Genomic DNA, 17,405 nt, shown 5'->3' with positions numbered 1-17,405 from the left:
GCGGTTCCCTGGCGCCACAAAACTATCGGCGCTAGTTTATGGATCGGCCGAGCCCGGCCCGCACCCCCCGTGGACCGCGCGCCGACGCGGCCGACGCCCCCGCCCCGGAGGAGCACCATGAAGGCACACGACGGCATGTACATCGGCGGCGCCTGGCGCCCCGCCCCCGACCGCGACGCCATCGAGGTGGTGAACCCGGCCGACGAGCAGGTCGTCGCCACCGTCCCCGCGGGCACCGCCGAGGACGTCGACGCGGCGGTGCGCGCCGCCCGCGCCGCCTTCCCCGGCTGGGCCGCGACCCCGCCCGCCGAACGCGCCGCCCGCCTGGCCGCCCTGCGCGACGTCCTCACCGCCCGCAAGGACGAGATCGCCGAGACCGTCACCACCGAACTGGGCGCCCCCGAGCAGTTCGCCCGGTCGGTCCACGCGGGCCTGCCCCTCGCGGTCGCCGCCTCCTACGCCGACCTCGCCGCCACCTACGCCTTCGAGGAGCGGACGGGCAACTCCACCGTCCTGCACGAGCCCGCCGGCGTGGTCGGCGCCATCACGCCCTGGAACTACCCGCTGCACCAGATCGTCGCCAAGGCAGCCCCCGCCCTGGCCGCGGGCTGCACCCTCGTCCTCAAGCCCGCCGAGGACACCCCGCTCACCGCCCAGCTCTTCGCCGAGGCCGTCGACGAGGCCGGATTCCCGGCCGGTGTCTTCAACCTGGTCACCGGGCTCGGCCCGGTCGCCGGACAGGCCCTGGCCGAACACCCCGGCGTCGACCTCGTCTCCTTCACCGGCTCCACGGCCGTGGGCCGGCGGATCGGCGCCACGGCGGGCGCCGCCGTCAAGCGGGTCGCCCTGGAACTGGGCGGCAAGTCCGCCAACGTCATCCTGCCCGGCGCCGATCTCGCCAAGGCGGTGCACGTCGGCGTCGCCAACGTCATGTCCAACTCCGGCCAGACGTGCAGCGCCTGGACCCGCATGCTCGTCCACCGCGACCGGTACGACGAGGCGGTCGCCCTCGCCGCCGCTGCCGCCGCCAAGTACGCCGACCGCATCGGCCCCCTCGTCAACGCCCGGCAGCGCGACCGGGTCCGCGGCTACATCGAGCGCGGCGTCGCCGAGGGCGCGCGCCTGGTGGCCGGCGGCCCCGAGGCGCCCCGCGAGCACGGCTACTACGTCAGCCCCACCGTCTTCGCCGACGTCGCCCCCGGCATGACCATCGCCCAGGAGGAGATCTTCGGCCCGGTCCTCTCGGTCCTGCGCTACGAGGACGAGGAGGACGCCCTGCGCATCGCCAACGGCACGGTCTACGGACTCGCCGGAGCGGTCTGGGCGGCCGAGGAGGCCGAGGCGGTCGCCTTCGCCCGCCGCATGGACACCGGCCAGGTCGACATCAACGGCGGGCGCTTCAACCCGCTGGCCCCCTTCGGCGGTTACAAGCAGTCCGGGGTCGGGCGGGAACTCGGCGCGCACGGGCTCACCGAGTACCTTCAGACCAAGTCCCTCCAGTTCTAAGGGAGTCACGCGCCATGGCCGTACGTGCCGCCGTCCTGCCCGCCATCGGCTCACCGCTGGAGATCACCGGCATCGACCTGCCCGAACCCGGCCCCGGACAGGTCCGCGTCCGGCTCGCCGCCGCCGGGGTCTGCCACTCCGACCTGTCCCTGACCGACGGCACCATGCGCGTCCCGGTCCCCGCGGTCCTCGGCCACGAGGGCGCGGGCACCGTGCTCGCTGTCGGCGAGGAGGTCACCCATGTCGCGCCGGGCGACGCCGTCGTCCTCAACTGGGCGCCGTCCTGCGGCGCCTGCCACGCCTGCGGTCTCGGCGAGGTCTGGCTGTGCGCCGACGCCCTCCGCGGCGCCGCCGACGTCTACGCCCGCACCACCGGCGGCACCGACCTGCACCCCGGTCTGAACGTCGCCGCGTTCGCCGAGGAGACGGTCGTCGCCGCCTCCTGCGTCCTGCCGCTGCCCGACGGCGTCCCGCTCGCCGACGCCGCCCTGCTCGGCTGCGCCGTCCTCACCGGCTACGGCGCGGTCCACCACTCCGCCCGAGTGCGCGCCGGGGAGACGGTGGCCGTCTTCGGCGCGGGCGGCGTCGGACTCGCCACCCTCCAGGCCGCCCGGATCGCGGGCGCCGGGCGGATCGTCGCCGTCGACGTCAGCCCGGCGAAGGAGGAACTGGCCCGCCGGGCGGGCGCCACCGACTACGTCGTCGCCTCCGAGAACACCCCGCGCGAGATCCGCGCCCTCACCGGCGGCCAGGGCGTCGACGTCTCCGTGGAGTGCGCGGGCCGCGCCGTCTCCATCCGCGCCGCCTGGGAGTCCACCCGCCGCGGCGGCCGGACCACGGTCGTCGGCATCGGCGGCAAGGACCAGCGGGTCACCTTCAACGCCCTGGAGATCTTCCACTGGGGCCGCACCCTCTCCGGCTGCGTCTACGGCAACGCGAACCCGGCCGAGGACCTGCCCGTACTCGCCGCCCACGTCCGCGCCGGCCGCCTGGACCTGGACGCCCTGGTCACCGAGCGGATCGCCCTGGACGGCATCCCGGCCGCCTTCGAGAACATGCGCGCGGGGAAGGGCGGCCGGGCCCTGGTGGTGTTCTGACGCCGGGGGAGCCGCGGGCGTCGGGCCATACCTGCGCCGTCCGGCGCGGAACCCGGGCGCGTTCGCCGCAGGACCCGGTGGGCTCGCGGCGGGGCCGGTGCGCCCGGCGGCGAGGGCGCCGGATCGCCGCTGCCCACCCCCGCCGCAGCCCGCCCCCGCCCTCGCCGCTGCCCGTTCCCGCCGCAGCCCGTGCGGCCGCTCGCGCCGAGCATCCGCTCGGGCCGCGGTCGCCGACTCCGCCGTCCCGGCGCGGCCCCGGGCGCTCACGGTGGGCCGTGTGGGCCCCGGTGGGCGCGAGGTGCGGCACCCGGCGCCCGAGTACACACCGGACCGCCGCCGCCCGCGTCCCCGCGCCGGCCGCCCGCTCAGCGCACCTGCTCGGGACGCGGCCGGGCCGTCCCCGCGTCCGCCTCCGGCCTGTCCGCCTCCGCCCGGTCCGCCTCCGGCAGGGACTCCGCCGCCGGCCGCCTCCGCGGGCGCGAGCGGGACACCGCCACACCCGCCAGGCACAGCACCCCGCCGCCCAGCGTCAGCAGTCCGGGCACCTCGCCCAGCACCAGCCACGACATCAGCACCACCAGCGCGGGCACGGCGTACGTGGTCGCGCCCATCCGGGTCGCGCTCGTCCGGGCGAGGGCGTACGCCCAGGTGGTGAAGGCGAGGGCGGTCGGGAACAGGCCGAGATAGACCACGTTGAGCGTGGCGGTCAGCGGCGCGCGGGCCGCCTCGTGGACGAGCTGCCCGGCGAACGGCAGACACGCCACCGCGCCGACCAGGCACCCGAAGGTGGTCACCTGGAGGACGCTCGCCCGGCCCAGCGCGGGCTTCTGCGCGACGACCCCGAAGGCGTAACCGACGGCCGCGAGCAGGCACAGCACCACGCCCACCACCGAGGAACCGCCCGCCCCGGACATCGAGAGCCCCACCGTCACCGCGCCGGCGAACGACACCCCCATGCCCGCCAGCAGCCGCGGCGGCATCCGGTCGCCCAGCAGCCGCGCGCCGAGCAGGGCGATCAGCAGCGGGCCGACATTCACCACCAGGGCGGCCGTCCCGGCGTCCACCCGCTGCTCACCCCAGTTGAGCGCCACCATGTAGAAGCCGAACCACAGCAGACCCGACAGCGCGATCCCGCGCCACGCCTCCCGCGGCGGCCACCCCTCCCGCCGCACCAGGCACAGCGCCCCCAGCGCCACGGCTCCGGCCAGCAGGCGTCCGAGCGCCAGCGCCCCGGGCGAGTACGCGGCTCCCGCGCTGCGGATCGAGACGAAGGCGGAGGCCCACAGCACCACGGTGACCGCGGCGGCACCGGCCGCCAGTCGGGACGGGGTCAGGACCTGGTGTTCACGCATCATGTCTCCGGAGGCTAGGCGGGGAGGGAAAGGGAAAGCTCGCGGATTCCGGACACGGAGTCCGCCGGCCGGCCGTCAGGCCAGTGCCGTGTGCTCGATGCCGAGCAGTCCGGACAGGGCGGCGGCGCCGGCCGGGGTGACCCGTACGGCGCGCTCCGAGCCGATGCGCTCGCACCAGCCGGTGTCCAGGGCGTGCCGGCACAGGGCGGCGCCCGCCGCGCCCGCCAGATGGGGGCGGCGCTCCGTCCAGTCCAGGCAGGCGCGGGCGAGCGGGCGCCGCCCCCGCCGGTCCAGCGCGATGCCCGCCGAGGCGAACCACCCCAGCCCCGCGTCCGTGAGCGCGAACCCGGTGCCCGTACCGCCGGACCCCGTACCGCCGGACCTCGTGCCACCCGTCCCCGTGCCACCGGAGCCCGTACTGCCCGGGGCCGTACCGCCGGTGCCCGCGCCGGCGTCCGCCCGCAGCAGGCCGCGCGCGGTCAGCGCGTCCGTCACCGCGATGCCGAGGCGCCCGGCGAGATGGTCGTAGCAGGTGCGGCCCCGGGCCATCGCGGAACCGGCGCCCGCCTCGCGCAGGGTGCGCGGACGGCGGGCCGCGGGCGCCGCCCGCGCGGCCAGGTCCTCCACCAGCTGGGCCGCCCGCGCGTCGGCGAGGCGGACGTACCGGTGGCGGCCCTGCCGCTCCTGGGCGAGCAGGCCGCCCGCGACGAGCCGGTCCAGATGCGCGCTGAGCGTGGAGGCGGCCACGCCCGCGCGCCGGGCCAGCTCACCGGCCGTCCAGGCCCGTCCGTCGAGCAGCGCCAGCAGACAGGCGGCGCGGCTCTCGTCGGCGATCAGCCCGGCGAGCGCCGCCAGCGCGGGTGCCTGCGGATCCTTGGGGGTCATGCGTCCCAGGATGGGGTACGGACGGTTCGGCGGGCGCCGAAGTGTGGCCGCGGGCGCTACGCCTCGGCGCGGGCCTGCTCGTACTGGTGCGCCAGCCCGTCCAGCAGGGCCGCGAGCCCGGTCTCGAAGGCGCGTTCGTCGATCTTCTCCTGCTGCTCGGCGAGCAGATGGGCCTGGCCGAGGTGGGGGTAGTCGGCGGGGTCGTAGGCGCCCGCGTCGTCCGGGAAACCGGCGGCGAAGGAGCCGAGCGCGGAGCCCATGACGAAGTAGCGCATCAGCGCGCCGACCGAGGTGGCCTGCGCGGGCGGCCAGCCCGCGTCGACCATCGCCCCGTAGACGGCGTCGGCCAGGCGCAGCGCGGCCGGGCGGCGGCCGGGGCCGTGCGCGAGGACCGGGACGATGTTGGGGTGCGCGCGCAGGGCGGCCCGGTAGGAGACGGCCCAGTCGTGCAGCGCGGTGCGCCAGTCGCGCCCGTCCTCGAACATCGACAGGTCGACCTGGGCGCTGACCGAGTCCGCGACCGCCTCCAGGATCTCGTCCTTGGTGCGGAAGTGGTTGTAGAGCGAGGGGCCGCTGACGCCCAGTTCGGCCGCGAGCCGGCGGGTGGAGACGGCGGCCAGGCCCTCCGCGTCCACCAGCTCCCGCGCCGTCGCGACGATGCGGTCGGTGCTGAGGAGGGGCTTGCGCGGTCGGGCCATGGCGCACATAGTAGGGCTGCGGACTAAAACTAGCAGTGGTAATTTAATTGTTCGGCTTTCAAGGTCCAGGGTCGTCGCAGGCCCGGGATCCGGCATCTGTGGGGTGATCCGTCATGCATCTCGGGCTCAGCGAGGAGCAGACAGCGGTACGGCAGCTCGCCCGGGACTTCGTCGCACGGGAGATCGCCCCTCACGTCGTCGCCTGGGACCGCGCCGAGGAGGTGGACCGGGGCATCGTGAAGAAGCTCGGCGAGGTCGGCTTCCTCGGGCTGACCATCGACGAGGAGTACGGCGGCTCGGGCGGCGACCACCTCGCGTACTGCCTGGTCACCGAGGAGCTGGGCCGCGGCGACTCCTCCGTGCGCGGCATCGTCTCCGTCTCGCTCGGCCTGGTCGCCAAGACGATCGCCGCCTGGGGCGACGCGGAGCAGAAGCGGCGCTGGCTGCCGGGCCTGACCTCCGGCGCGTACGTCGGCTGCTTCGGCCTCACCGAGCCCGGCACCGGCTCCGACGCGGGCAGCCTCACCACCCGGGCCGTGCGCGACGGCGACGACTTCGTCCTCGACGGCGCGAAGATGTTCATCACCAACGGCACCTGGGCCGACGTCGTGCTGCTGTTCGCCCGCTCCACCGACGCCCCCGGCCACAAGGGCGTCTCCGCCTTCCTGGTGCCCACCGACACCCCGGGCCTGACCCGCCGCACCGTGCACGGCAAGCTCGGGCTGCGCGGCCAGGCCACCGCCGAACTGGTCCTGGAGGGCGTGCGCGTCCCCGCCTCCGCCCTGCTGGGCGAGGAGGGCAAGGGCTTCTCGGTCGCGATGTCGGCGCTGGCCAAGGGGCGGATGTCCGTGGCCGCGGGCTGCGTCGGCATCGCGCAGGCCGCCCTCGACGCGGCCGTGCGGTACGCGGGCGAGCGCGAGCAGTTCGGCAAGCCCATCGCCCGCCACCAGCTCGTCCAGGAGCTGATCAGCGACATCGCCGTGGACGTGGACGCCGCCCGGCTGCTGACCTGGCGGGTCGCCGACCTCGTCGACCGCGGGCAGCCGTTCGCCGTCGAGTCGTCCAAGGCGAAGCTGTTCGCCTCGGAGGCCGCCGTGCGCGCGGCCAACAACGCCCTCCAGGTCTTCGGCGGCTACGGCTACATCGACGAGTACCCGGTGGGCAAACTGCTGCGCGACGCCCGGGTGATGACCCTCTACGAGGGCACGAGCCAGATCCAGAAGCTGGTCATCGGACGGGCGCTGACGGGCGTCTCGGCCTTCTGAGGCCCGGTCGTGCGGGCTTCCGGGGCGCCCGGCCGGGCCTGGTGCCGGGACCCGGCCGCGCGGGCTCCGGGACCCGGGACCCGGCCGCGAGGGCTTCCGCGGCCCGTCCGCACGGGCGTCTGAGTACGCGTCTGAGTACGTCGACGGATGTGGCGGCGGCCACATCCGCGGATGCTGGGCCGCATGAGTGACACACCGGTCAAGCACCAGAACACGGCCGCCTTCTACGGCCAGGCCGTCGCCTCCTTCGCCATCGCCATGGCGGCCACCGCCATCGGCATCTTCCGGCTGGACGCCAACGCCTGGGTGCGGTCCTTCCTCGCCATCGCCGTCCTCTACCTCGTCACCTCCGCCTTCACCCTCGCCAAGGTGATCCGGGACCGGCAGGAGGCCGGGCAGATCGTCAGCAGAGTCGACCAGGCCCGGCTGGACAGGCTGCTCTCCGAGCACGACCCCTTCGAGAAGATCTGACCGGCCGGGCCCCGGCCCGCTCCGGGGCCCGGCCGCAACCGCCCCCACCGGGGACGCTAAGCGCCCGCTCAGCTTCGGCGGTATGGTGGACCCCTTGACGCAGAGAGGGGCGAACGAGCGATGAGTACGGCGCAGGAGACGGCCGGCGGGGACGCGCAGCCGTGGGCCGAGGTCACCCCCGACGCGGCCCGGCGGCTGCTCGTGGCCGCGGTGGAGGCCTTCGCCGAGCGGGGCTACCACGCGACGACGACCCGCGACATCGCCGGCCGGGCCGGGATGAGCCCCGCCGCGCTCTACATCCACTACAAGACCAAGGAAGAGCTGCTCCACCGCATCAGCCGCATCGGCCACGAGAAGGCACTGGAGATCCTGCGCACGGCCGCCCGGCGCGAGGGCAGCGCCACCGAGCGGCTCGCGGACGCCGTCAGCTCCTTCGTCCGCTGGCACGCACGCGGGCGCACCACCGCGCGCGTCGTGCAGTACGAACTCGACTCCCTCGGCCCGGACGCCCGCGCCGAGATCCTCGCGCTGCGCCGCCTGGTCGACGCCGAGGTGCGCGCGGTCGTCGAGGAGGGGGTGGCCGCGGGCGAGTTCGACGTCCCGGACGTGCGCGGCACGACGCTGGCCGTGCTCTCCCTGTGCATCGACGTCGCCCGCTGGTTCAACGTCGAGGGGCCCCGCACGCCGGAGGAGGTCGGCGCGCTCTACGCCGACCTCGTGCTGCGCATGGTCAGGGCCCGGCCGGACGCCGCTCGGCCGTAGGTCAGAGGTAGTAGCGGGAGACCGACTCCGCCACGCACACCGGCTTGTCGCCGCCCTCGCGCTCCACGGTGAAGGCGACGCTCACCTGCACCCCGCCCTCGACGTCGCGCACGCCGGTGATCGACGCCGTGGCGCGCAGCCGGGAGCCGACCGGCACGGGGGAGGGGAAGCGCACCTTCTCGGTGCCGTAGTTGACGCCCATCTTCACGCCCTCGACCCGGATCAGCTGCGGCCCGAACAGCGGGAGCAGCGACAGGGTCAGATAGCCGTGCGCGATGGTCGTGCCGAAGGGGCCCGCCGCGGCCTTCTCCGGGTCCACGTGGATCCACTGGTGGTCGCCGGTCGCCTCGGCGAACAGGTCGATCCGCTTCTGGTCGACCTCCAGCCAGTCGGTGTACCCCAGCTGCTCGCCCACCGCCGCCCTCAGCTCGTCGGCGGAGGTGAAGATCCTCGGCTCTGCCATCTGCCCGGCCTCTCGCGTCGCACATCGTCCCGTATGTCTAAGCAACTGCTTAGCATGCTCGGTGTGGCGGCCCCTGTCAACGGAACCGGGCCCGGACGCGGTGGGTAGGCTCTGAGGAGTGCCCCAGATTCCCGAGAAGATCAACGAGCTGACCGTGGGCCAGATGTCCGCCCGCAGCGGCGCGGCCGTCTCCGCCCTCCACTTCTACGAGGCCAAGGGCCTGATCAGCAGCCGCCGGACCACGGGCAACCAGCGCCGCTACAGCCGTGACGCGCTGCGCCGGGTCGCCTTCGTCCGGGCCGCCCAGCGCGTCGGCATCCCGCTGGCCACGATCCGCGCGGCCCTCGCCGAACTCCCCGAGGAGCGCACCCCCACCCGCGAGGACTGGGCCCGCCTCTCCGCGGCCTGGCGCTCCGAACTCGACGAGCGCATCAAGCAGCTCAACCGCCTGCGCGACCACCTCACCGACTGCATCGGCTGCGGCTGCCTCTCCCTGGACACCTGCGTCCTGTCCAACCCGGACGACGCGTTCGGCGACCGCCTGACCGGCTCCCGCCTGATGGCCGAGCGCCCCGGCGCCACCGCCCCCGCCGACCGGCCGAAGAACCCCTGACCCCACCGCCCGCCCTCACGCGACCGATGCTCCGGGGCGCGGCGGCACCCGGCCCGGTGCCGGGGCGCCGTGATCCGCTCGGGCGGTGTGCGTCGACTCCGGTGGCACCGCGCGCCGGCCGGTGCCCCTGTTCGGGCGGGTGCAGGCGTAGGCGTACGTGGGCGCCACCGCCGGGGGAGGGGCGCGCCTGCCGGACGCGCCGCCGCGGTGGTCCCGTGGTGGTCCGTCGCGGACCCGGTGCTCGGGCGGACGCCGGGGCGGCGTGGTCCGCTCGCGCGGGCGGGGCGCGAGCCGGGTGTGCACGGGGCATCACCGTCGGCGGAGGGGCGGACCGCCCGGTGCCACCGGCGCTGGAGCGGACGCCGGGGCGGGGCGTCCCGCGCGGTACGACGGCGAGCGGCGCCGGTGGCGCCGGGCGGGGCGGGGCGGAGATGACTCGCGGGCGGGCGACCCGGGTGCGTCCGGGGCCCGGCGCGAGCCGGTGCACCTGTCCAGGCGGGCGGGCCCGGATCAGGCGCGTACGTACGCGGTACTGCGCCGGGAGGGAGACCCGCCGTCCCGGCGCGGCGCCCGTCCCGGGACCGGTACGGCACCAACGCGTCCGTGGATGGCTGCGCCGTTCCGGGGCGCCGCTGAGGCGTCCGTTCCGCTCCGGCCCGTCCCGGCGCGGTGCCCGGCCAGGGCCCCGTACGGCGTCGATGCGTCCGCGGATGCCCATTGCCGTCCCGGAGCGCCGCCGAGGCGCCCGCCCCGCCCCGGGCAGCCCCCGGACGGGGAGGCGCCCCGCCGCCCAGAATTCCTTCGTGCCCCCGCTCCGCCCGCGGCCTACGGCCCGCCGTCCTGACGGTGGACCAGGCGCAGCGCCTCCGTTACCAACTGGGCGTTGGACGCGGCGGGTTCGCCGTCGGGCAGGTGGAGGGTGTCCTCCAGGCCGATGCGGGTGGGCAGGCCGAGGCGGGCCGCCAGGGTGAGGACGGGCCAGGTGCTCGCCTCCTCGCCGTGCAGCAGGACCGGGCGGCCGTGCGCGTCGCCGACGGCGGCCAGCAGGGCGCGGGCGGACGCCTCGGCGCTAGGGCCTGTCGTCACATTCCCGCCTGCCCCGCGACGCCATGCACGCACTCTCGCCGCACCGGGCCCAGACCCGAGTACGTCCAGTACGCGGGCCAGGGCCCGGCACGCCGAGAGCACGCACCTGACGCCGCGAGGCCCGCCCTCCGGGCGGACGACGGGAATGTGACGACAGGCCCTAGCGACGGCCGGGTCCGTCACCTCCGCCAGGACGCGCAGCACCCGGGGAGCGAGCGGCGAGGCGGCGAACCGGGCCGGGCCGTCCGTGCCCGACCAGAGGCCGGCCTCGACGCCGACGCCCCGGTCGAGCAGGGCGGCGGCCAGTTCCTCGGCGCCCGGCTCGTGCCAGTTGACCGAGGCGAAGTCGGGCAGCACCGTCCAGTCCCGCACCCGCGCGAGGCGGGCCGCCGGACGGGGCTCCGTCCAGGCGCCCGTGGTCACCCCGACCGGCACGGCCGCCCGCTCCCTGATCGCCTCCACCGTGGCCGCCACCACGCGGGGCGACAGGCTCTCGCGCCCGCACGGTGTACGCGGATGGACGTGCACCTCGGTGGCGCCCGCCGCGACGGCCTCCGCCGCGGACCCGGCCGCCCGGTCCGGGGTGAGCGGCACCGCCGCGCCGTCCCGGGCCGTACGGGAACCGTTCAGACACACCTGCATGGCCGCAAGGGTGCCCCGGACCGCGACCCGGCACTCCCCGGCGCCGGTCCGGCACCCCGTCCGGCGTCCGGTCCGGCTCAGGCCGACACCAGCAGCCGCCGCCCGCGCCGGGCGTCCGCCAGGGCCGCGGGGGTGAGCACGGGCCGCGGGACCAGGATGCCGCAGTCCGCGCAGACCGGTCCCGAGGACGGCTCGTGGTCCAGGCCGTACCGCCACACCAGGCGCTCCGCGCCGCACACCGGGCACGCCGCACCCGGGTCGCGCTCCAGCGCGGCGATCAGCCGGCGCAGCACCTCGGCCAGCGGCTCGCCGGGGTGCACCCGGGGGTCGTCGCACCAGGCGACCCCGAAGCCGCCCCAGGTCAGCCGGTGCCAGTCGTCCACGCTGCCCGGCCGGCGCAGCCCGTCGTGCTTCTCCTTCCTGCGCCGCCCGGCGAACTCGGCCTCGTAGGCGAGCCACACCGAACGCGCCTCCTCCAGCTCCTCCAGCGCGGCCACGAGCCGCACCGGGTCGGGGGACCTGTCCTCCGGGCCGAACCCGGCGCGGGAGCACAGATGGTCCCAGGTCGCCCGGTGCCCGTAAGGGGCGAACCGCTCAAGGCACTTGCGCAGTGAGTAGCGCCGCAGTGCCAGATCGCACCGCGGGTCCCGCACCTGTCTCGCCAGACTCCGGAAACCGGCCATCGCCCTGCACCTCCGTCACACCTGCACCTGCTACTTCGGTCACTTCGGCGCCGTCGTACGGATGGGTCGTACCGACGTCGTCGGATAGACGCGTCTGCCCGCGATTCGGCTCCATCCGATTTCCGGTGTCCGCCACAGCTTCGCCCTGATCGACCGTCATGTCCGTCACGCAGACTCCAAAAAGTGACGCGTGTTCATCTTCCAAGTCGGAGCTACCGCCGGTAACGTCCCGCCCCACCCCCGTCGGGAGGAGCAGTCATGCCACGGCGCACCCCACTCAGCGCGCTCGACAGAATGAGAACTCCCCGCAGATTCCCCGGGTTCCTGAAGACCGCATCCGTATGCGTCCTCATTGCCGGTCTTTTGTCACCCTTTTCCCAAGCGGTCGCCGCGAGCGGCGCGCCGAAGGCCGCTGCCGCGGACGACTACTGCGGCGGACAGTGCTCGGACATCCTGCCGCCGGGCGAGAACGGCAACGCCACCCTCGCCCAGATCCTCCTCAACCAGGCGTTCGGCACCCAGCCCGGCCACGCCGAGGACCAGCTCGGCCCGTACGCGAACCTGGCCAAGGGCTACCCGGCGCTCACCACCGACAAGATCAACACCTTCTTCAACGACGCCTCGTTCGGCGTCCCCTCCGGCCAGGTCGCCTCCAGCGAGAAGCCGGCCGGACGCGGCGACGTCACCATCGTCCGCGACAAGAAGACGGGCGTACCGCACATCACGGGCACCACCCGCTACGGCACCGAGTTCGGCGCCGGGTACGCCGCCGCCGAGGACCGGCTGTGGCTCATGGACGTCTTCCGGCACGTCGGCCGCGGCCAGTTGACCTCCTTCGCGGGCGGCGCCCCCGCCAACCAGGGCCTTGAACAGCAGTTCTACCGCAACGCGCCCTACACCGAGGCCGACCTCCAGGCGCAGATCGACACCGCCGTGGCCAAGAACGGCGAGCGCGGGCAGCAGGCACTCGCCGACGTGAACGCCTACCTCGCCGGGATCAACGCCTACATCGACGCCTCCGACCCCGGCCGCTACTTCCCCGGCGAGTACGTCCTGACCGGGCACAAGGACGCCATCACCAACGCGGGCACCATCGACCACTTCAAGGTCACCGACATGGTCGCGCTGGCCTCGGTGGTCGGCTCGCTGTTCGGCGCCGGCGGGGGCGGCGAGGTGAACAACGCCCTGTCGCTGCTGGAGGCCCAGGCCAAGTACGGCGTGGCGGAGGGCACCAGGGTCTGGGAGTCCTTCCGCGAGCGCAACGACCCCGAGGCCGTCCTCACCCTGCACGACGGCCAGAGCTTCCCCTACGCCGCCAAGCCCGCCTCCGCGCAGGGCGAGGCGCTGCCCGACGCCGGCTCGGTGACGGCCGAACCCCTGCTGTACGACCGCACCGGCAGCGCGAAGAGCCAGGCCGCGACGGGCACTGCGGACTTCGCCGCGAAGAGCGCCCTGTCCTCGGCCCGCCGGGGCATGTCCAACGCCCTCGTCGTCAGCGGCGCGCACACCGCGAGCGGCCACCCCGTCGCCGTCTTCGGGCCGCAGACCGGCTACTTCGCCCCGCAACTGCTGCTGCTCCAGGAGATACAGGGGCCGGGCATCAGCGCCCGCGGCGCCTCCTTCGCGGGCCTGAGCATGTACGTCGAACTGGGCCGCGGCCAGGACTACTCGTGGAGCGCCACGACCTCCGGCCAGGACATCATCGACACCTACGCCGTCGAGCTGTGCCAGGACGACCACCACTACCTCTACCACGGCACCTGCACCGCCATGGAGCAGGTGCAGCAGGCCAACGCGTGGAAGCCCACCGTCGCCGACGGCACCGCGGCCGGCTCGTACACCATGCGGGTGTGGCGCACCAAGTACGGTCCGGTCCAGTACCGCGCCACCGTCGGCGGCAAGAAGGTCGCCTACACCACCCTGCGCTCCTCCTACCTGCACGAGGCCGACTCCATCATCGGCTTCCAGATGCTCAACGACCCCGACTACGTCAAGGGCCCGCAGGACTTCCAGCAGGCCGCGCAGCACATCAACTTCACCTTCAACTGGTTCTACGCCGACTCCCGGCACACCGCGTATTACAACAGCGGCGACAACCCGGTGCGGGCCGCCGGAGTCGACGCCGAGTTCCCGGTGTGGGCGCAGCCGGCCTACGAGTGGCGCGGCTGGGACCCGGCCTCCAACACCGCCGACTACACCGCGCCCGCCGCGCACCCCAACTCCGTCGACCAGGACTACTACATCTCCTGGAACAACAAGCAGGCCGAGGACTACGCGGCCGCGCCCTGGGGCGAGGGCTCGGTGCACCGCGGCAACCTGCTGGAGGACCGGGTGAAGAAGCTCGTCGCGGCCGGCGGGGTGACCCGCACCGCGCTGACGCAGGCGATGGCGGACGCGGCCGTCGCCGATCTGCGCGCCGAGGACGTGCTGCCGAAGCTGCTGAAGGTGATCGACGGCGCGCCGGTCACCGACACCGCGGCCGCGGCGGCGGTGGACAAGCTGCGGGCCTGGCTGACCGCGGGCGCCCACCGCACCGAGACCTCGGCCGGCTCCCAGAAGTACGCCGACGCGGACGCCGTCCGCATCCTCGACGCCTGGTGGCCGCTGCTGGTCAAGGCCGAGTTCGAACCGGGGCTCGGCAGCGACCTGTACACCGCCTTCGGCGCCAACCTGCCCGTCGACGAGGCGCCGTCCGCCGGACACGGCCCGACCGGCTCGCACGCCGGCAGCGCCTTCCAGTACGGCTGGTGGAGCTATGTCGACAAGGACATCCGCGCGGTCCTCGGCGAGCGGGTGAGCGGCCCGCTGGCGCGGAAGTACTGCGGCTCCGGCAGCCTGACCGCCTGCCGCGACAGCCTGCTCGGCACGCTCAAGCAGGCGGCGGGACTGACCGCGGCCCAGGTCTACCCGGGCGACGACCAGTGCTCGGCGGGCGACCAGTGGTGCGCCGACTCGATCGCCCAGCGCGCCCTGGGCGGCATCAAGCACGGCAGGATCAGCTGGCAGAACCGGCCCACCTACCAGCAGGTCGTGGAGTACACCTCGCACCGGTGACCCCCGGGCCCCGGCGGTGAGGGTGCCGGCGGCGGGTCAGCGCACGCGACCCGCCGCCAGCACCAGCCGGGCCAGCTCCGGGTGCACGATGTCGCTGTGCGCACCGGCCGGCGGCCCGCCGTTCCTGATCACCGCGGACGCGTCCACGTTCACGCAGCCGGAGGCGGGCAGCGGCCCGCGCAGCGCGTCGGCCAGGGTGCACGCGCGCGTGCCGGGCACCCCCTGCACGCCGTCGTGCCCCAGGGCGCCCCACCGGGGCCCGAGCAGCGCCCCGATGTCCACGCCGAGCACCGACCGGTCGTCGCCGGACAGCCGCGACGCCAGCGGGTAGAAGGTGCCGAGCGCCGTGTCGTGGGAGGAGTGGCAGCACACCACGGGCCCGTCGACCCGGTGCTCCTGGCCCTGGAGCACCCCGCCCGTACGCGGGTCGCCGGGCAGCCGGGCGGCGAACGCGTAGTGCGAGAACGCGCCCTGGAGCAGCGTCACCGACTTCACCGCCCGCACCCGCGCGGGCAGCCCGCGCAGCGCGAACGACACCAGCCGCCCGCCGAAGCTGTGCCCCACCAGATGGATCCGCAGCTCGGGCACCGCCTGCGCGAGCCGCCCGGCCACCGGTCCGAGCCCGCGCTCGCCGACCGTGCCCGCGCGCCGCTTCATCGCGTAGTACGCCGCCTGCCGCAGCAGTTCCTTGGCGCCCTCCCACGGGTCCGGCAGCGCGAACGCCGCCGCGCCGCCGGGCGCCTCAAGACCCGCCAGGGCAGCGGCGAACTCCGCGCAGACCTCAGCGGCGGGCCGGGTGAACATACGGGGGCCGCTCTCCGGGACGCCCTCCGCCACCGTGTCCGCGGCGAAGTGCGCCTGCGGCCCCGGCGGCACCACCTCCACCAGCAGCCGCACCAGCCGCCCGAACTCCTCCTCCGCCCCCTGCTCGCGCGGCCGCTCGTCCAGCATCCGCACCAGCCGGTCCACCACCGTGGCCCGCCCCGGGAAGGTCTCCAGCAGCGCGTGCCGGGTGTCCTTGTCGAGGGCGGGGCCGGGCGCGGAGGCGGCGGTGGAGCGCGGGAAGTCGGGGATCGGCTCGTCGCAGAACCGCATCGACGGCCAGATCACCCCCACGTACCCGACCCGCGCGCCCGGCGCGAGGTCCGGCACGGGGGCGAGGAAGTGCCGGTAGAGGCGGGTGGCGCCGGTGCGGTCGTTGTTCCAGCCGTGCGCGAGGACGATCAGGTCGCGCACCCCGCTCGCGCCCGCCTGCGCGAGCAGCCGGTCCCGCTCCGGGCCGTCCACGTCCCCGTCCGCGTCGAACGTCAGCTCCCAGTAGGGGGCCGGATTCGTCCCTGGTTCCGTCATGACCGTCCCCCTCGTCCCGAAGCGGTGCGATGTGGGATGCATCGTCCCGCCGCCGGGGCGAGTTGGCCATACGTCAGGACGGGCGCGGGAGGGGAGTTCCCCGGCACGCCGCCGCCGTGCGCCGCGCCGGTGCGCGCCTCAGCGGTACAGCAGGTGGCGTCCGCGCGTACGGCGGAAGGCGGCCAGCTCGGTGCGCCAGCCGCCGACCACCTCGTCGGTGTCCGCGCCCGCGTCGATCATCGTGCGCACCCGGGCGGATCCGGTGAGCTTGTCGATCCAGTCGTCCGGGCGCCAGGCGAAGCCGCTCCAGACCCGCTTGGCGGTCACCAGCAGCGCGATCCCGGTGCGCAGCGGGTCGAAGGCGGCCCGGTCGTGCACATGGATCTGCACCCCGCCGGCCGTCTTCCCCGCGAACTTGGAGAACGTCGGCGCGAAGTACGCCTCGCGGAAGCGGACCCCGGGCAGGCCGAGCGCGTTGGCGGCGTCCGCCCAGCGGCCGTCCAGGCCCTCCGCGCCCAGCAGTTCGAAGGGGCGGGCGGTGCCCCGGCCCTCGGAGAGGTTGGTGCCCTCGAACATGCAGGTCCCCGCGTAGACGAGAGCCGTGTCCGGGGTCGGCATGTTCGGGCTCGGCGGCACCCAGGGCAGCCCGGAGGCGTCGTAGAACGAGGACCGGTCCCAGCCGGTCATCAGCACCGTCTCCAGCCGCACCGGGGTGGCCAGGAACTCCGCGTTGAACAGCCGCGCCAGCTCCGCGACCGTCATGCCGTGCGCCTGGGCGACGGGCTGCCGCCCCACGAACGTCGCGAACTCCTTGTGCAGCACCGGCCCCAGCGCCTCGCGGCCGGTCATCGGGTTCGGCCGGTCCAGCACCACGAACCGCTTCCCGGCGAGCGCGGCGGCCTCCATGCAGTCGTACAGCGTCCAGATGTACGTGTAGAAGCGGGCGCCCACGTCCTGGATGTCGAAGACCACGGTGTCCACGCCGGAGGCGGTGAACACGTCGGCCAGCGGCTGCCCGCTCTTGAGGTACGTGTCGTACACCGGCAGCCCGGTCGCCGGGTCGTCGTAGCGGCCCTCGGAGCCGCCCGCCTGCGCGGTGCCGCGGAAGCCGTGCTCGGGCCCGAACACGGCGCGGAGGTCCACCCGGCGGTCGGCGTGCATCACGTCGACGATGTGCCGTACGTCCCGGGTGACGCCGGTCGGGTTGGTGACGACGCCGACACGCTGCCCGGCCAGCGGCGCGTAGCCGTCGGCCGCCAGCCGCTCGAACCCGGTCCGCAGCGGCCGGCCCCGGCCCCGCGGTGCCGCCTCGGCCTGCGCGGCGGGGACGGCGGAGGCGGCCACCGCGGCCGAGGTGGCGAGCAGACTCCGACGGGACAGCTTCATCCGGTGACCTCCGTGATCGCGGGCGGGTGACATGCCCACGCACGCTAGCGTGCGCCCCGCCGTCAGGGAACGAGCCGGGAGCGAGCCGGCGC

Annotated in this window: 15 protein-coding genes; 7 read left to right on the top strand and 8 right to left on the bottom strand. The window is 74.9% G+C overall.

Annotation, left to right across the window (positions count from 1 at the left end; translation table 11 throughout):
• Positions 1 to 117: 117 nt before the first annotated feature.
• Positions 118 to 1,506 (top strand): aldehyde dehydrogenase family protein, encoded by a 1,389-nt coding sequence (locus tag A8713_RS06160; RefSeq protein WP_064531967.1) that lies wholly within the window; start codon positions 118 to 120, stop codon positions 1,504 to 1,506.
• A gap of 14 nt (positions 1,507 to 1,520) precedes the next feature.
• Positions 1,521 to 2,603, top strand: coding sequence for a Zn-dependent alcohol dehydrogenase (locus tag A8713_RS06155; RefSeq protein ID WP_064531965.1), 1,083 nt, complete (start codon positions 1,521 to 1,523; stop codon positions 2,601 to 2,603).
• Between the two features lie 365 nt (positions 2,604 to 2,968).
• Here the strand turns inward: A8713_RS06155 and A8713_RS06150 are convergent, their stop codons facing one another.
• The 3 genes from A8713_RS06150 to A8713_RS06140 all read right to left on the bottom strand — a co-directional run bounded on the left by A8713_RS06150 (position 2,969) and on the right by A8713_RS06140 (position 5,538).
• Entirely contained in the window at positions 2,969 to 3,958 is a 990-nt protein-coding gene (locus A8713_RS06150) for a DMT family transporter (RefSeq protein WP_064531963.1), read from the bottom strand.
• Positions 3,959 to 4,030: 72 nt separating this feature from the next.
• Entirely contained in the window at positions 4,031 to 4,840 is an 810-nt protein-coding gene (locus A8713_RS06145) for an ArsR/SmtB family transcription factor (protein WP_064531961.1), read from the bottom strand.
• A gap of 56 nt (positions 4,841 to 4,896) precedes the next feature.
• Positions 4,897 to 5,538, bottom strand: coding sequence for a TetR/AcrR family transcriptional regulator (locus A8713_RS06140; RefSeq protein WP_064531960.1), 642 nt, complete (start codon positions 5,536 to 5,538; stop codon positions 4,897 to 4,899).
• A gap of 113 nt (positions 5,539 to 5,651) precedes the next feature.
• Here A8713_RS06140 and A8713_RS06135 point away from each other — a divergent pair, with 113 nt between their 5' ends.
• From A8713_RS06135 to A8713_RS06125, 3 genes are all read left to right on the top strand, one after another.
• The gene (locus tag A8713_RS06135; RefSeq protein ID WP_064531958.1) at positions 5,652 to 6,803 is read left to right on the top strand and encodes an acyl-CoA dehydrogenase family protein; all 1,152 of its coding nucleotides are present in this window, start codon (positions 5,652 to 5,654) and stop codon (positions 6,801 to 6,803) included.
• Between the two features lie 183 nt (positions 6,804 to 6,986).
• Positions 6,987 to 7,274: a YiaA/YiaB family inner membrane protein gene (locus A8713_RS06130; RefSeq protein ID WP_026252962.1), complete on the top strand. Its 288-nt coding sequence runs from the start codon at positions 6,987 to 6,989 to the stop codon at positions 7,272 to 7,274.
• Positions 7,275 to 7,394: 120 nt separating this feature from the next.
• Positions 7,395 to 8,036: a TetR/AcrR family transcriptional regulator gene (locus A8713_RS06125; protein ID WP_064531956.1), complete on the top strand. Its 642-nt coding sequence runs from the start codon at positions 7,395 to 7,397 to the stop codon at positions 8,034 to 8,036.
• Position 8,037: 1 nt separating this feature from the next.
• Here A8713_RS06125 and A8713_RS06120 read toward each other — a convergent pair whose 3' ends face one another.
• On the bottom strand, positions 8,038 to 8,499 hold the full coding sequence (locus A8713_RS06120; protein WP_064531954.1) for a MaoC family dehydratase: 462 nt from the start codon (positions 8,497 to 8,499) through the stop codon (positions 8,038 to 8,040).
• Positions 8,500 to 8,617: 118 nt separating this feature from the next.
• Here A8713_RS06120 and soxR point away from each other — a divergent pair, with 118 nt between their 5' ends.
• On the top strand, positions 8,618 to 9,112 hold the full coding sequence (gene soxR / locus A8713_RS06115; protein ID WP_064531952.1) for a redox-sensitive transcriptional activator SoxR: 495 nt from the start codon (positions 8,618 to 8,620) through the stop codon (positions 9,110 to 9,112).
• An 825-nt stretch (positions 9,113 to 9,937) separates the two neighbouring features.
• On the opposite strand, the gene A8713_RS34085 is transcribed toward soxR, so the two are convergent.
• Both A8713_RS34085 and A8713_RS06105 read right to left on the bottom strand, forming a co-directional pair.
• Positions 9,938 to 10,840: a 3-keto-5-aminohexanoate cleavage protein gene (locus A8713_RS34085; protein ID WP_079158851.1), complete on the bottom strand. Its 903-nt coding sequence runs from the start codon at positions 10,838 to 10,840 to the stop codon at positions 9,938 to 9,940.
• A 77-nt stretch (positions 10,841 to 10,917) separates the two neighbouring features.
• On the bottom strand, positions 10,918 to 11,523 hold the full coding sequence (locus A8713_RS06105) for a hypothetical protein (RefSeq protein WP_018570398.1): 606 nt from the start codon (positions 11,521 to 11,523) through the stop codon (positions 10,918 to 10,920).
• Positions 11,524 to 11,781: 258 nt separating this feature from the next.
• Between A8713_RS06105 and A8713_RS06100 the strand changes: the two genes are divergently transcribed.
• The gene (locus A8713_RS06100) at positions 11,782 to 14,577 is read left to right on the top strand and encodes a penicillin acylase family protein (RefSeq protein ID WP_079158850.1); all 2,796 of its coding nucleotides are present in this window, start codon (positions 11,782 to 11,784) and stop codon (positions 14,575 to 14,577) included.
• 36 nt (positions 14,578 to 14,613) lie between these two features.
• On the opposite strand, the gene A8713_RS06095 is transcribed toward A8713_RS06100, so the two are convergent.
• Both A8713_RS06095 and A8713_RS06090 read right to left on the bottom strand, forming a co-directional pair.
• Entirely contained in the window at positions 14,614 to 15,927 is a 1,314-nt protein-coding gene (locus tag A8713_RS06095) for a hypothetical protein (RefSeq protein WP_064531948.1), read from the bottom strand.
• A gap of 138 nt (positions 15,928 to 16,065) precedes the next feature.
• Positions 16,066 to 17,313: an exo-beta-N-acetylmuramidase NamZ family protein gene (locus A8713_RS06090; protein ID WP_064531946.1), complete on the bottom strand. Its 1,248-nt coding sequence runs from the start codon at positions 17,311 to 17,313 to the stop codon at positions 16,066 to 16,068.
• Between the last annotated feature and the right edge of the window lie 92 nt (positions 17,314 to 17,405).

The sequence above is a fragment of the Streptomyces sp. SAT1 genome (genome assembly GCF_001654495.1).
GTDB lineage: Bacteria > Actinomycetota > Actinomycetes > Streptomycetales > Streptomycetaceae > Streptomyces > Streptomyces andamanensis.
The sequence above is the reverse complement of the archived record's forward strand: the minus strand, read 5'-3'. Positions and strand labels throughout refer to the sequence as shown.

What these genes read in the sequence shown, in the direction of transcription:
- A8713_RS06160 (WP_064531967.1), top strand. Translation starts at nt 118, where the DNA reads ATGAAGGCACACGACGGCATGTACATCGGCGGCGCCTGGCGCCCCGCC.
- A8713_RS06155 (WP_064531965.1), top strand. Translation starts at nt 1,521, where the DNA reads ATGGCCGTACGTGCCGCCGTCCTGCCCGCCATCGGCTCACCGCTGGAG.
- A8713_RS06150 (WP_064531963.1), bottom strand. Translation starts at nt 3,958, where the DNA reads ATGATGCGTGAACACCAGGTCCTGACCCCGTCCCGACTGGCGGCCGGT.
- A8713_RS06145 (WP_064531961.1), bottom strand. Translation starts at nt 4,840, where the DNA reads ATGACCCCCAAGGATCCGCAGGCACCCGCGCTGGCGGCGCTCGCCGGG.
- A8713_RS06140 (WP_064531960.1), bottom strand. Translation starts at nt 5,538, where the DNA reads ATGGCCCGACCGCGCAAGCCCCTCCTCAGCACCGACCGCATCGTCGCG.
- A8713_RS06135 (WP_064531958.1), top strand. Translation starts at nt 5,652, where the DNA reads ATGCATCTCGGGCTCAGCGAGGAGCAGACAGCGGTACGGCAGCTCGCC.
- A8713_RS06130 (WP_026252962.1), top strand. Translation starts at nt 6,987, where the DNA reads ATGAGTGACACACCGGTCAAGCACCAGAACACGGCCGCCTTCTACGGC.
- A8713_RS06125 (WP_064531956.1), top strand. Translation starts at nt 7,395, where the DNA reads ATGAGTACGGCGCAGGAGACGGCCGGCGGGGACGCGCAGCCGTGGGCC.
- A8713_RS06120 (WP_064531954.1), bottom strand. Translation starts at nt 8,499, where the DNA reads ATGGCAGAGCCGAGGATCTTCACCTCCGCCGACGAGCTGAGGGCGGCG.
- A8713_RS34085 (WP_079158851.1), bottom strand. Translation starts at nt 10,840, where the DNA reads ATGCAGGTGTGTCTGAACGGTTCCCGTACGGCCCGGGACGGCGCGGCG.
- A8713_RS06105 (WP_018570398.1), bottom strand. Translation starts at nt 11,523, where the DNA reads ATGGCCGGTTTCCGGAGTCTGGCGAGACAGGTGCGGGACCCGCGGTGC.
- A8713_RS06100 (WP_079158850.1), top strand. Translation starts at nt 11,782, where the DNA reads ATGCCACGGCGCACCCCACTCAGCGCGCTCGACAGAATGAGAACTCCC.
- A8713_RS06095 (WP_064531948.1), bottom strand. Translation starts at nt 15,927, where the DNA reads ATGACGGAACCAGGGACGAATCCGGCCCCCTACTGGGAGCTGACGTTC.
- A8713_RS06090 (WP_064531946.1), bottom strand. Translation starts at nt 17,313, where the DNA reads ATGAAGCTGTCCCGTCGGAGTCTGCTCGCCACCTCGGCCGCGGTGGCC.